Source organism: Caballeronia sp. LZ019, from assembly GCF_031450825.1.
In the GTDB taxonomy this organism is placed as follows: Bacteria; Pseudomonadota; Gammaproteobacteria; order Burkholderiales; family Burkholderiaceae; genus Caballeronia.
This window is the reverse complement of sequence record NZ_JARTVZ010000003.1, coordinates 18,730-31,686: the sequence shown is the minus strand read 5'-3', so window position 1 is coordinate 31,686 and position 12,957 is coordinate 18,730. Positions and strand designations below refer to the sequence as shown.

Here is a 12,957-nt window from a genome sequence, read left to right as displayed (position 1 = left end):
ATGCCCCGATATCTTTTACATGTAGCAGTCTTCCTCGCCGGCCTGCTGGCCGTCTGCGGTATCGCCGTCGGTTATATCGGCTCGAACGCGCTGGCGTTCGCCGTGACGATCGTCATCGGCGCGTGCTATCTCGCCGGTGCGTGGGAATTGCAGCGATATCAGCAGACGACCCGCGCGCTCGCCGATGCCATCGATCGATCGGCGACCGCGCCGAAAAGCCTCGGCGTGTGGCTCGATCAGGTGCCCGCCGTATTGCGCCATGCCGTGCGCCTGCGCATCGAAGGCGAACGCGTTGCGTTGCCGGGGCCGGCGCTCGCGCCGTATCTCGCGGGTCTGCTCGTGTTGCTCGGCATGCTCGGCACGCTGCTCGGCATGGTCGCGACGCTGCGCGGCACGGGCGCGGCGCTCGAAAGCTCGACCGATCTCGCGGCGATCCGCGCATCGCTTGCCGCACCGGTCACGGGGCTGGGCTTTGCGTTCGGCACGTCGATCGCGGGCGTCGCGACTTCCGCGATGCTCGGCCTGCTCTCCACGCTATGTCGCCGGGAACGGCTGCACGCTGCACGGCAACTGGACGCGAAAATCGCAACGACGCTGCGCGCTTTCACGCAGACGCATCAGCGCGAAGAGACGTTCCGCCTGTTGCAGCGGCAGACCGAGGTCATGCCGAAGCTGGTCGATCGCCTGCACGCGATGATGGCCGCGATCGAACAGCAAAGCCTGGCCGCGAACGAGCGGCAACTCGCGAATCAGACGGCGTTCCACACGAACACGGAAACGGCGTACCGGCGGCTTGCGACGTCGGTGGAACTGTCGCTGAAGCAGAGCGTGGCCGATAGCGCGCGTGCCGCGAGCGCCGCGCTGCAACCCGTCATGCAGGCGACGATGGATGGCATCGCGCGCGAGACCGCTGCGCTCCACGCGAACATCGAGGGTGCGGTGAAGCGCCAGCTCGAAGGCTTGTCGAGCGGCTTCGAAACGTCGGCGGCCAATGTGGCGGATATCTGGAATCGTTCGCTCGAGGCGCATCAGGCGGCCAATGAATCGCTCGTCGGCAAGATGGATGCATCGATGGAGCGCTTTGCGCAGGCATTCGAAGCGCGCTCATCGTCGCTGGTCGATGGCATGTCCGCCCGATTCGAGGATGTCTCGCATGAACTGCGCGCGTCCGTTGCGAAGCACGAAGAGGCGAGCACGGCGCTCGTCACGCAAGCGGGCGCATCGCTCGATGGCTTCGTACAGGCGTTCGGGCAACGTTCGTCGCGTCTCGTCGATAGCGTTTCTTCGCGCATCGACCATGTGTCGGATGAACTGCGAGCGTCGGTGGCGAAGCACGAAGAAGCGAGCGCGGCGCTCGTGACGCGAACGGGCGCATCGCTGGACGGCTTCGTACAGGCGTTCGGGCAACGTTCCGCGACGCTCGTCAACGACGTGTCCGCGCGATTGACGGACGTATCGAGCACGCTGAGCGAAGCGATCGAGAGACACGGGCAGGCGAGCGCGACGCTCATCACACAAGCGGGCGCGTCACTCGATCGCTTCGCCGCGAGTGTCGAAGCGCGCTCGACGCATCTGCTCGAAGGCTTCTCGTCGCGGCTCGAAAGCACATCGGCGGCCATGTCAGAAGCCTGGCGCAGCGCGCTCACCGAACAGCAACGCACCGGCGAGCGACTCTCGGAGCAGCATCGCGATGCACTCGACGCGGCAGCCGACCGCTTCGAGCAGCACGCCGCGTCGTTGCTGCGTTCGGTCGACGACGCCCACGCCAGCTTGCGCACGGAGATCGCATCGACGAACGACGCGCGTCTCTCCGCATGGACGGATGCCCTCGCCGCAATCGCCGCCGCGCTGCGCGACGAATGGCGGCAGTCCGGTGCGCTCGCCGAGCGCCGCGAGCAACAGGTCGTGGAAACGCTCGCGCGCACCGCCCGCGAGATCGCCGAAGAGACGCGTTCGCATACGAACGGCATGATCGGTGAGATCGAGAGGGTGGTGCAGGCCGCCTCCGAGGCGCCGAAGGCCGCGGCCGAAGTCATCGCCGAAATGCGTGAGAAGCTCTCCGATTCGATGGTCCGCGACACCGCGATGCTCAATGAGCGCAGCCGCCTGCTCGGGACCGTCGAGACCCTGCTCGATGCCGTCAATCACGCGTCGAACGAGCAGCGTGTCGCGGTCGATGCGCTCGTCGCGACATCGGCGGACATGCTCACGCGCACCGGCAAGCAGTTCAGCGACAAGGTCGAAGCGGAGAGCGAGAAGATCGGCGCGATCGCCGCGCGAGTCAGCGGCAGCGCGGTCGAAGTGGCGAGCCTCGGCGAAGCGTTCGGTGCGGCGGTGGATGCGTTCGGCGCATCGAACCAAACGCTCGTCGCGCATCTGCAGCGCATCGAGACCGCGCTCGACAAGAGCCTCGCGCGCAGCGACGAACAACTCGCGTATTACGTCGCGCAGGCGCGGGAAGTCATCGACCTGAGCATGCTGTCGCAGAAGCAGATCATCGAGAACCTGCAGCAGATCGCGGCGCAACGCGAACTGGCCGGAGCGCGTGAATGAACGACGAACTCGACGCCGGCGCCGAAGCCGCTGCGCCCATCTGGGCTGCATTCGCCGATCTGATGTCGGTGTTGCTCGGCGCGTTCGTGCTGATTCTCGTCGCGGTCATCGGCGTGCAGTTGCAGCTATCGACGAAACTCGAGCAGGCCGTCAAGGAGAAGCAGCAGGAAACGCAGCGGCGCAAGACGCTCGAAGAGGCGCTTGCGGGACCGCTTGCATCGGGACGCGTGACGCTCGTGAACGGACGCATCGGCATCAGCGGCAGCGTGTTGTTCGCGTTGAATTCGGATCAGCTGCAGCCGCAGGGACGCGATCTGTTAATGAGTCTCGCGGGGCCGCTGTCCGCCTATCTGGGCTCGCGCGGCGAGATTCTCATGGTCAGCGGTTTTGCCGACGACCAGCAAGTGCGCGAAGGCAATCGCCGTTTCGCGGACAACTGGGAACTGTCGGCCAAGCGCGCGTTGACCGTTACGCGGGCTTTGATCGATGCGGGCGTGCCGCCGTCGTCCGTCTTCGCGGCGGCATTCGGCTCCGAGCAGCCGGTGAGTTCCAATGCGGACGACGAAGGCCGCGCGAAGAATCGCCGCGTGGAGATATCGCCGGTGCCGCGTCCGACCAATGCGGTGGTGAAGTCGCATGGATAGCGCGATCATCGATCTATGGCGCGCACGCGGCGACGATCGCGTGAATCCCGTGCGCTTCGGTCTGATCGATGCGATGTCGCGGCGCGCGATGGCGCACGAGGGCGAAGCGCGGCGCATCATCGACGAGAGGCTGTCGGCGTTGATCGAGGACTATGCGCGTGAAGTCAAGGCCGCTGGTTCCGCTGCAGAAGCGCCACGCGCGGAGCAAACACCGCTTGCTTCGCTGATCGAGGCGCTCACGCTGCATGCGGCGTCATATCCTTCGCATGCCGAACTACTCGATTACCTGCGGACGGTATGGTCGAAGGTCAGCGCGGAGCGGCAATTGCGCGAGTCGCTGGAACAGGTCCCGAAAAACGCGGGGCCGCTCAATTCCAGCAGTCTCGTGCATCGGTCGCTCGCGTTGATGCGTGAAGTATCGCCGGCGTATCTCCAGCACTTTCTCGCGTATGTCGATACGCTTTCATGGATGGAAGCGATGACAGGCGCGAACGCGCCTGCCGGAAAGGATGCGCCGCGCGCGAAGAAGTCCGCGCGCGGCGGTGCGCGTTAGCGCTTCAGCGCATCATGCAAGCCAGCCCTTGATGGTGGTCGCCATCACATTCGTTGAGATGCCATAGCGGTCGTGCAGGGTCGGCAGGGCGCCCGCGTCGAGGAACGCATCGGGCAGCGCGATCTGCCTGTATGCCGGCGTCACGCCCGCGCTCAACAACGTCGTCGCGACGGCTTCGCCCAGACCGCCGATGACCGTATGATTTTCCGCGACCACGACGAGCCGTCCGGAACGGCGCGCTTCGCGGATGACGGTTTCCGTGTCGAGCGGCTTGATGGTCGGCACGTGCAGCACGGCCACGTCAACCTTGTCGGCTTCGAGCGCCTTCGCGGTTTCGAGTGCGCGCATTGTCATGATGCCCGACGAGATCACGAGAACATCGGCGCCATCGCGCACGAGCTTGGCCTTGCCGAGTTCGAACGTGTAGTCGTATTCGTCGAGCACCGCGGGCACGTTGCCACGCAAGAGCCGCGCGTAGACTGGGCCCTTGTGCGCGGCGATGGCGGGCACCATCTGTTCGATATCGAGCGCATCGCACGGATCGATCACCGTCATGTTGGGCATCGCGCGCATCAACGCGAGGTCTTCCGCCGCCTGGTGGCTCGGGCCATAGCCCGTCGTCAGCCCCGGCAGTGCGGCGACGATCTTCACGTCCAGATCGTCTTCCGCGATCGTCTGGTGGATGAAGTCGTACGCACGGCGCGTGGCGAATACCGCGTACGTGGTGACGAACGGCTGCGCGCCTTCATGCGCGAAGCCGGCAGCCGCGCCCATCAGCAATTGCTCGGCCATGCCCATCTGATAGTAACGCTCCGGAAATTCCTTCGCGAAGATATGCAGGTCGGTGTACTTGCCGAGATCGGCCGTCATGCCGATGACGTTCGTCTTCGTGCGCGCGAGTTCGGCGAGCGCGTGGCCGAACGGCGCGGAACGCGTAAGCTGGCCTTCGCCCGCGATCGACGCGATCATCGCCGAGGTCTTCAAACGCGGCTTCTTTTCGATAGTGCTCATGCTTGTCTCCTGTGTCGACCGGAGGCTTCTCCGGTCACATGCGATTTACTTGCCCGCTTCGAGTGCTGCGAGCGCGAGCTTCCATTCGTGGGCGTCGACGCGGATGAAGTGATTCTTCTCGCGCTCTTCGAGGAACGGCACGCCGCAGCCCATCTTCGTGTCGCACACGATGATGCGCGGCTTCGCTTCCTTCAGATTGCGCGCGTTGTCGAAGGCTTGCTTCACGGCGTCGATGTCGTTGCCGTTCACGCGTTGCACGTGCCAGCCGAATGCTTCGAGCTTCGGCACGAGCGGCTCGAACGCCATGATCTGCGTCGACGGGCCATCGGCTTGCTGATTGTTCACGTCGATCATCGCGATGAGGTTGTCGAGCTTCCAGTGCGCGGCGGACATCAGCCCTTCCCAGATCGCGCCTTCGTCGAGCTCGCCATCGGAGAAAAGCGTATAGACGAAGGACTTGGAGTTCTTGCGCTTGAGTCCGAGGCAACGGCCGACGGCGATCGTGAGCCCCTGTCCGAGCGATCCGCCGGACATCTCCATGCCGGGCGTGTAGCTCGCCATGCCGGACATCGGCAGGCGGCTGTCGTCGCTGCCATACGTTTCGAGTTCCTCTTGCGGCAGGATGCCCGCTTCGAAGAGCGCCGCGTACAGCGCGATCGCATAGTGACCGTTCGACAGCAGGAAGCGGTCGCGGCCTTCCCAATCGGGGTCTTCGGGCTGGTAGTTCATTGCGCCGAAGTAGGCGACGGCGAGTACGTCGGCGATATCGAGTGCCTGTCCGATGTAGCCCTGGCCTTGCACTTCGCCCATCAGCAGGGCGTTGCGGCGGATACGATAGGCGCGCTCGGCGAGCGTGACCTCCTCGATGACGGGTGTGCTCATGTTTGTCTCCTTGAGTTGGATGATGACGTTCAGCGGTTCACGGTCTTGGCCGGGACGAGGAACACGAGTCCCGCGCCGACGACGACCGCCGTCGAGATGAAGATCAGGCCCGCAGTGGACTTGCCGGTGAGATCGTTGAGCCAGCCGACGATGGCCGGCGAGAAGAAGCCCGCGAGATTGGCGAAGCAGTTCACGGCGGCGATGCCTGCAGCGGCCGACATGCCCCCCAGCACAGCGGTCGGCAAGGACCAGAATTGCGACGATGAAGCCAGGATGCCGGCGGCGGCCACGCTTACACAGACGATCGATGCCCCTACGCCGCCGAGCATCGGCAGGGTGGCGAAGCCGGCTGCGGCGACGAGCATCGGAATGGCCAGATGCAGGCGGCGTTCGCGGCGCTTGTCGGCGCTCGCACCGATCAGCGGCAGCGCGATGATGGCGCAGAGATACGGGATCGCGGTGAAGATGCCGACCCACAACGGGTCCGCGACACCGGCGCGGCGGATGATCGTCGGCAGCCAGAACGTGAGGCCGTATTGACCGAGCACGACGCAGAAGTAGATCGATGCCATCAGCCACAGGCGGCGGTCCGCGATGAACGCACGGATCGACACGTGCTCGACCGTCTGCGACTTGTCCTTCTCGACGTTACGGGTCAGCAGCGCCTTCTCGGCATCGGTGAGCCACTTCGCGCCGGCAATGCCGTTGTCCAGATAGAACAGGATGACGACACCGAGCACGAGCGAAGGCAACGCTTCGAGAATGAACAGCCACTTCCATCCGGCAAGACCGTGCACGCCGGCGAACGCATGCATGATGTAACCGGACAGCGGCCCGCCGACGATGCCTGCAAGCGGAATCGCCATGAAGAACAGCGACAGTGCCTTCGCGCGCCGCGCCGCGGGGAACCAGTAGGTGAGGTAGAGAATCACGCCCGGCGCGAAGCCTGCTTCCGCGACACCGAGCAGAAAGCGCAGGACGTAGAACATCGTTGGCGTCTTCACGAAGACGAAGCACGCGGAAATGATCGCCCATGTCAGCATGATTCGCGCAAGCCAGTTGCGCGCGCCGACCCGGTGAAGAATGACATTGCTTGGTACTTCGAACAAAAAGTAGCCGAGGAAGAAGATGCCCGCGCCGATGCCGTACACCGTCTCCGAGAAGCGCAGGTCGTTCAGCATCTGCAGTTTTGCGAAGCCGACGTTCACTCGGTCCAGATAGGCGCCGAGATAGCACAACATCAGAAAGGGGATGAGGCGGCGTCCGACCTTGGCATAGGTCTTCGCTTCGAAGCTCGCGGTGTCGGTCGACGATGCGAGGTCGGCCGCGATGGGCGGCGCGTTGAGTCTGCTCTTCATGCTTGTCTCCTACCGAATGTCGGCGGGTTACGCCCCGGTTTATCCGGGTGCGTGTAGAGCGCCCGCGTGACGGGCGCGGGGAACATCAATGAATCAACATGCCGCCGTTCACATCGAGCGTGACGCCGGTCAGGTAGCTCGACAGGTCGCTCGTGAGGAACAGGCACGCGTTGGCAATATCGGCGGCATCGCCGAGACGGCCGAGCGGAATGCCCTTGATGATGTCCGTGCGCATGTCGGGCGTGAGCTTGTCGCCGGTGATGTCGGTCTGAATGAGGCCCGGCGTGATTGAATTGACGCGGATATGGTCGCCGCCGAACTCACGCGCCATCGCACGGGCGAGACCGAGCACGCCCGCTTTCGCCGCACTGTAATGCGGTCCGCCGAAGATGCCGCCGCCGCGCTGCGCCGATACGGAAGACATGCATACGATGCTCCCGCTCTGCTGCTTTTTCATCTGACCGATAACGGCTTGCGACATGTACAGCGTGCCGCGAAGATTGACGTCGATGACGGCGTCGAAGTTATCGCTGCTGATTTCGAGCGTCTTGATCGGCTGTGTGATGCCGGCGTTGTTGATGAGCGCATCGATGCGGCCGTATTTCTCGATGGTCGCGCTGGCGGCGGCGACGCAGGCGGCCTTGTCGGTGACGTCGCAAGCGAGGCCGAGGTGGCCTTCGCCGATATCGCGTGCGGCGGCCTGGGCGTCGGCCTCGCGCAGATCGAGGATGACCACGCGTGCGCCCTGCGCGGCGAGCGCCTTTGCCGTGGCCTTGCCGATGCCGCGCGCCGAAGCCGCGCCGGTCACGATCACAACACGATTGTCTAGCAACATGACTGTCTCCGTTGATTGTCTGGTGTAGACGCAGTGTGTGCGCCTTCGACCTGACGATCAACGCAGTTCGCTTCAACTATTGCTGAGATTTTTTCAGGTGTTGCGGGATGCGCGGCCTTCGATTTGCGCGTCCATCCACGCAAGGAACTTCGCGACGCGCGGTAATTGCGCATTCTGGCTCGGGTAAACCAGATGATGCGCGCCGACTTCCACTGCGTATTCGCGTCCGAAGACGGGCACAAGAGAGCCGCGTTCGAGATGCACCGAAGCGAGCATCTTGCTTTCGAGTGCGATGCCGTGCCCGAGCGCAGCGGCTTCGAGCGACATGTACGAGCGGTCGAATGAAAAGTCGAACGCCTTGCGTTTGGCTGCCACGCCGAATTTGCCGAACCATTGCTGCCATTGCACGAGCGGCGACTCGGAGAAGATCAGCCGGCGCTCGAGCAGATCTTCCGGCGATGCGACGGGGAAGCGCTCGAGATACGCACGCGATGCAAGCGGCGCGATGGTCTCATGCCGCAGCGTCTTCACTTCGACATCGGTCCAGTGCGCGTAGCCGTGGCGGACATCGACATCGTAGAAGCCCGACGTGAACGACACGTCCTCGTACGAACACGCGAGGTTCATCTGGATGTCGCCATTGGCTTCCTGGAACGCGGCGAGGCGCGGCAGCAGCCACATGAGGCCGAAGCTCGGACTCGAATGAATGCGCAGAATCTCGACTGACGTTTCGCTCGATGCGCGCTCTGTCGCGCGATTGAGTTCGGCGAGCGCACCGGTGACATCCGCGAGGTATTGCGCACCCGTTGGCGTCAGGACGAGACCGCGCCCGAGCCGCGTAAAAAGTGGACGCCCGACGATGCCTTCGAGGTTGGCGAGCTGATGGCTGACCGCTGAAGGCGTGAGGCCGAGTTCATCGGCTGCCCGATTGACGCTCTTGGTCCGTGCGACGCTTTCGAACGCGATGATGGATTTCAGCGGTGGCAGGCGCATGTTGATTGTTCGCGATATCGGCTGGGGGGAGTTTATCGCGGATGGCGGTGCAGGGCTTGAAAGGAGTTCATCGTGAAGGTCATTTTCTGCCAAATAGTATGGAACCCTAAGCTAAATGCTTGACGGCGATGCGACACCGCACGAGGATGGCGTTCCTTATCAAACCTTGCTTGATTTCATCGATGTTGAACTGCCTTCGCTCCCGATGGCGCGCAGTTTGTTGTGCGCTCGCCCTGACGTGGATACTTTCTGCGCTTCTCGTTTGCTGGGCGGGCGCCAGTATGCCTTATCGCCACGCGGCCTTGCTGTCGTATTCGGCAACGCGCTCACCGACGATGCCACGCCAAAACCGATCCTTGCGGCGCGTCTGGATGCAGCGTTGCGGTGTCATCGTGAGGGAAAGTGTCCGGTCCTGTTCGTAAGCGGAAGCATCGACGGACCTGGCCTCGACGAGGCAGCGGCGATGCAGCGCTATTTGATGGAGCGTGGTGTGCCCGCGAGCCAGATCGTCGTGGATGACAAGGGAGACAACACGCTGGCCACCGCGCGCAACGCCGTTGGCTACATGCGCGCGCATGGCATGTCGAGCGTGATGCTCGTGAGTCAGTGCCACCATCTTGCGCGTGCGCAGCTGGCTTTCGCGCGGGCGGGCGCATTGGATATCTCGGGCACTTATCCGCGCACGTTGCAACTTATCGATTTCTATTCGGCGTGGCGGGAAGTGCCCGCGTATGCGGTGTATCGCGTGCGGCTTGCGTTGAATCCTGATGCGGAGGCGGTCTCGTTTCGGCCGATGCTGTTCTTGTTGAAGACATTCGGATGGTCGCGGTCCTGACTTCATGGAGTTTCATTTGCAGCGCAACACTTATGTTCACCCATCGAATCGCGGAATGGCCGCGGGATTCAATCGCCTCCTCAACTGCAGCACGTTTGCTCGCGCACGCCGCGCAGTCCTGTCGCGTTTGCCCTTCATGACGATGGCGAGCGATGTCGTCGATGTCGTGTATTGCACCTGGATCGTCGATACGGCCGACGTTGCCGGCTACATTCCGCCCGGTGTCGCGCTCATGGAACGCGACGGCAAGACGCTGTTCACCATCCTCACCTATGCACATTCCCATTTTGGCCCGAGCCTGGCCGGTCCTTTGCGGCGGCTATTTCCTTCGCCGCTTCAAAGCAACTGGCGCTTCTACGTGAGCACGTTCGAAGGCGCGAACGATGCCGCGCCCACCGTGCTGTTCGTCAAGAACATCTTCGACAACCGGCTCTATCTTGCTGCGACGCGCATGTTGAGCGATGCCTTGCCGTCCCATCTTGCTGCGCGTTTCGAGCATCGCGTGGTCGGTCGTCGATCGATGACACGTATAGACAGCGGCCGAGGCAGTGCGCCGGACTTCGCATGCGGTGCGCAACTAACTGTCAGTCGCGCGTTGCCGGAGCAGTTCGAGACGTTCTTCGATTCATGGCGACGAGCAGTCGAATTTCTAGGCTTGCAAGACGGCGCGCTCGCTCATGTGGACGACTGTTCACGCATTGCGCATGCGCGCATCGACTTGCCGATCGACATTGATTCCGTCCGGCCGATGGAACCGTCGGGCGATGTCATCGGCGGCGATTTCTTGCAGGGCATCGGCGCGAAGGGAAGGCCGTTCTGCTTTCTCGTGCCGGGTGTGAAGTTTCGCGTTCTTTCTGAGCGCCTGCTCTAGCCTTGCTTCGGCACACGCCCCATCGAATAGAACTCATCATTAGGCCGCATGGAAATGACATTCGCCATGCGGTTGGACAACCCAAAGAACGCGGTAATAGCAGCAATATCCCAGGCGTCCTCATCGCTGAACCCGTGCTCGCGCAGCATGGCAAAGTCAGCGTCGCCGATATCACCCGACGAACTGCAAACCTTCAAAGCGAACTGGAGCATAGCCTTCTGACGCCCGGTAATATCCGCTTTGCGATAATTCACTGCCACTTGATCCGCCAGCAAGGCATTCTTTTCATAGATGCGCAAAATCGCACCATGCGCGACGACACAATAGAGGCATTGATTCACCGCGCTCGTCGCCACGACGATCATCTCGCGCTCGCCTTTGGTAAGCCCGCCCTCCTTGAGCATCAACGCATCGTGATACGCGAAGAACGCGCGAAACTCATCCGGCCGATGCGCGAGCGTCAGGAAAACGTTCGGCACGAAGCCGGCTTTCTCCTGCACTTCGAGAATGCGAGCGCGGATATCGTCAGGCCAGGCTTTCGGATCGGGAACGGGAAAACGGCTGATGGGGGCGTTGGGCATGGTGGCTCCGTCATGAAGTCGAGTATCGCTCGATCATGCAGTATGCCGCACCGCGGAGCGCTTATTGCCCTTTATTCCCGCCGCTAACGGATGAAGAACTGATAGGCGCGCCTGGCTGATTCGACGTGCCTCCGTGCGCACCGGGTGTAGTAGGTTGCATGCCGCCGGAAGAACCCTGTCCCGGCGTACGCAAGCCATCGCCCGAACCGCCCGTGCCGCCGCCCGGCGTGCGCGGTTGCATGCCGCCTGCCGATCCCTGCCCCGCGTTGCCGTTATGCTGCGAGGCCGTGCCTGCATCCGCCGCGAACACGGCGCCGGATACCCCGAGCGCAAGCACGCCCAACAGTCGATTGATCGTTCGCGCGTTCATGTTCCGCCTCCTGAAAGTGCCGATGCGATGATCCGGCCGCACCGTCGTGTCGATGACGGCGCGGCGCGAGTCGATCACCGCGTGACAGCGTACTCACGGCTGCCGCTGGCCACCTTGATGCATCGGTTGCTTCTGCTGGTTCTGCTGCAATTGACCTTCGGCCTTTCCCTTCTGCTGATCGTTATGCGGGTTCTTCGGGTTCGTCGGATTCTTGTTGCCGAGCTTGGATTGAGGCATCTGCTTGCTCCTTGCAAAGAGGGGTAGGGACTGTCACCGGTGCATACGTCGTTCCTGCCTTCACGCTTCAGGCGGACCCGATTCCGCGATCCGTATGCTGGTCGTCATGGCCGCGACAATAGCGGTCGATCAATCGCCGCGCCTGTTCGACGCCGGCTCGCACCGCCTCGTCAGACGTGGACCAGTTCGGGCCGAGCGTTTCCACATCGGGCAGCGCAACGGGCTGGTTATCGCGAAACGCTTCGATACGCGATGTCCAGTCGCCGGTGCTGACCTGCTCCGCCGTGACGGTCACATCGTATCCGTCGAATGAAAATCTTTCGTTGTGCATGGGGCCTCCGCTCGATGATGTCGTGGATCGAAGGACATTGAAGCAGACGGTGTGCCGTGGTTCGGTACTTGCTAAACGCCAGTTGCCACGCACTATAACGACGAACATGAAAGCCACTATCGTGTCGCACGAAGCGCCGCCGCAGTCGTCCACGGCGGAGATTCATCGCTTCAGATTCAAGCTGGACGACGGCAATGCGCCGCCTCTGACGGAGTCGATTTCGTTGAGAACGGCGCGCGTCATCGTCGACAATCTTGCCGATGGAAATGCGTTCATCAAGATGCTCCATGCGATCGTGAAGACGCCGCCAGGCGATTACGACTCACTCGTCGGCAAGGCGTTTCCGGATCACTACAAGAGCAACCCGGACGCTGATCGCCGTATGCCGGGACCGGAAAGCGAGGCGCCGCGTCCTTAAGGCGCACGTCGCCTTGCGAGAAAGCGGTCCAGTTGCGCGGCGAAGTTCTTGCCATCGCGGGGACTATAAGGCGAGGGGCCGCCGGTATCGACGCCGCTACCGCGTAACTGATCCATCATTGCGCGTATCGTCAGGCGCTCTTCGATATTCTCCGCGCTGAACCACTCTCCGCGCGGATCGAGCGCGTGCGCGGACCTGGCCAGCACGGCGGCGGCTAACGGTATGTCGGCGGTGATGATGAGATCGCCCGGCGACGTCAATTCGACGATGCGCGCATCGGCGACGTCGAAGCCGGCGGGCACCTGTATGGCCTTGATAAAGGGCGAAGGGGGCGTGCGAAGAAACTGATTCGCAACCAGTGTCACGCAGACCTGAACGCGCGGGCCTGCGCGAAAGAGAATGTCCTTGACAACGGCGGGACAGGCGTCGGCATCGACCAGAATTTGCATGAAGCGGCTCGAAAAACGCGGAGCGCGCATCTTAGC

16 protein-coding genes are annotated in these 12,957 nt (G+C 62.8%); 6 read left to right on the top strand and 10 right to left on the bottom strand.

Going from position 1 to position 12,957, the window contains the following annotated elements; translation table 11 throughout:
• Genes P9255_RS08635 through P9255_RS08625 form a run of 3 tightly spaced genes read left to right on the top strand, consistent with a single transcriptional unit; the run spans position 1 to position 3,750 of the window.
• On the top strand, positions 1–2,553 hold the full coding sequence (locus P9255_RS08635) for a DUF802 domain-containing protein (protein ID WP_309789364.1): 2,553 nt from the start codon (positions 1–3) through the stop codon (positions 2,551–2,553).
• On the top strand, positions 2,550–3,197 hold the full coding sequence (locus tag P9255_RS08630; RefSeq protein WP_309767459.1) for an OmpA family protein: 648 nt from the start codon (positions 2,550–2,552) through the stop codon (positions 3,195–3,197). Before P9255_RS08635 ends, P9255_RS08630 begins: the two co-directional genes overlap by 4 nt.
• On the top strand, positions 3,190–3,750 hold the full coding sequence (locus P9255_RS08625; protein WP_309767460.1) for a DUF2894 domain-containing protein: 561 nt from the start codon (positions 3,190–3,192) through the stop codon (positions 3,748–3,750). Before P9255_RS08630 ends, P9255_RS08625 begins: the two co-directional genes overlap by 8 nt.
• Before the next feature lie 12 nt (positions 3,751–3,762).
• Here P9255_RS08625 and P9255_RS08620 read toward each other — a convergent pair whose 3' ends face one another.
• The 5 genes from P9255_RS08620 to P9255_RS08600 all read right to left on the bottom strand — a co-directional run bounded on the left by P9255_RS08620 (position 3,763) and on the right by P9255_RS08600 (position 8,829).
• Positions 3,763–4,761, bottom strand: coding sequence for a transketolase family protein (locus P9255_RS08620; protein ID WP_309767462.1), 999 nt, complete (start codon positions 4,759–4,761; stop codon positions 3,763–3,765).
• Positions 4,762–4,806: 45 nt separating this feature from the next.
• Positions 4,807–5,643 carry a transketolase gene (locus P9255_RS08615; RefSeq protein ID WP_309767463.1) on the bottom strand — a complete coding sequence of 279 codons (837 nt, stop codon included), beginning with the start codon at positions 5,641–5,643 and terminating at the stop codon, positions 4,807–4,809.
• 29 nt (positions 5,644–5,672) lie between these two features.
• Positions 5,673–7,001 carry an MFS transporter gene (locus tag P9255_RS08610; RefSeq protein WP_309767465.1) on the bottom strand — a complete coding sequence of 443 codons (1,329 nt, stop codon included), beginning with the start codon at positions 6,999–7,001 and terminating at the stop codon, positions 5,673–5,675.
• 85 nt (positions 7,002–7,086) lie between these two features.
• The gene (locus P9255_RS08605) at positions 7,087–7,836 is read right to left on the bottom strand and encodes an SDR family NAD(P)-dependent oxidoreductase (RefSeq protein ID WP_309767466.1); all 750 of its coding nucleotides are present in this window, start codon (positions 7,834–7,836) and stop codon (positions 7,087–7,089) included.
• A 93-nt stretch (positions 7,837–7,929) separates the two neighbouring features.
• Positions 7,930–8,829: a LysR substrate-binding domain-containing protein gene (locus P9255_RS08600; protein WP_309767468.1), complete on the bottom strand. Its 900-nt coding sequence runs from the start codon at positions 8,827–8,829 to the stop codon at positions 7,930–7,932.
• A 115-nt stretch (positions 8,830–8,944) separates the two neighbouring features.
• Here P9255_RS08600 and P9255_RS08595 point away from each other — a divergent pair, with 115 nt between their 5' ends.
• Positions 8,945–9,664 (top strand): YdcF family protein, encoded by a 720-nt coding sequence (locus tag P9255_RS08595; protein ID WP_309789363.1) that lies wholly within the window; start codon positions 8,945–8,947, stop codon positions 9,662–9,664.
• 55 nt (positions 9,665–9,719) lie between these two features.
• Complete coding sequence (locus tag P9255_RS08590; RefSeq protein ID WP_309767472.1) at positions 9,720–10,535, top strand: DUF2071 domain-containing protein; 816 nt, start codon at positions 9,720–9,722, stop codon at positions 10,533–10,535.
• Here the strand turns inward: P9255_RS08590 and P9255_RS08585 are convergent.
• From P9255_RS08585 to P9255_RS08570, 4 genes are all read right to left on the bottom strand, one after another.
• Positions 10,532–11,116, bottom strand: coding sequence for a peroxidase-related enzyme (locus tag P9255_RS08585; RefSeq protein WP_309789362.1), 585 nt, complete (start codon positions 11,114–11,116; stop codon positions 10,532–10,534). The two genes, P9255_RS08590 and P9255_RS08585, sit on opposite strands and share 4 nt — an antisense overlap.
• A gap of 61 nt (positions 11,117–11,177) precedes the next feature.
• Positions 11,178–11,486, bottom strand: a complete 309-nt coding sequence (locus P9255_RS08580) for a hypothetical protein (protein ID WP_309767475.1) — start codon at positions 11,484–11,486, stop codon at positions 11,178–11,180.
• Between the two features lie 93 nt (positions 11,487–11,579).
• Positions 11,580–11,723: a hypothetical protein gene (locus P9255_RS08575; RefSeq protein WP_309767478.1), complete on the bottom strand. Its 144-nt coding sequence runs from the start codon at positions 11,721–11,723 to the stop codon at positions 11,580–11,582.
• Positions 11,724–11,790: 67 nt separating this feature from the next.
• The gene (locus P9255_RS08570) at positions 11,791–12,054 is read right to left on the bottom strand and encodes a DUF6566 family protein (protein WP_309767479.1); all 264 of its coding nucleotides are present in this window, start codon (positions 12,052–12,054) and stop codon (positions 11,791–11,793) included.
• Positions 12,055–12,160: 106 nt separating this feature from the next.
• Between P9255_RS08570 and P9255_RS08565 the strand changes: the two genes are divergently transcribed.
• The gene (locus tag P9255_RS08565) at positions 12,161–12,472 is read left to right on the top strand and encodes a hypothetical protein (RefSeq protein ID WP_309767481.1); all 312 of its coding nucleotides are present in this window, start codon (positions 12,161–12,163) and stop codon (positions 12,470–12,472) included.
• Here the strand turns inward: P9255_RS08565 and P9255_RS08560 are convergent.
• Entirely contained in the window at positions 12,469–12,921 is a 453-nt protein-coding gene (locus tag P9255_RS08560) for a YaiI/YqxD family protein (protein WP_309767482.1), read from the bottom strand. The two genes, P9255_RS08565 and P9255_RS08560, sit on opposite strands and share 4 nt — an antisense overlap.
• Between the last annotated feature and the right edge of the window lie 36 nt (positions 12,922–12,957).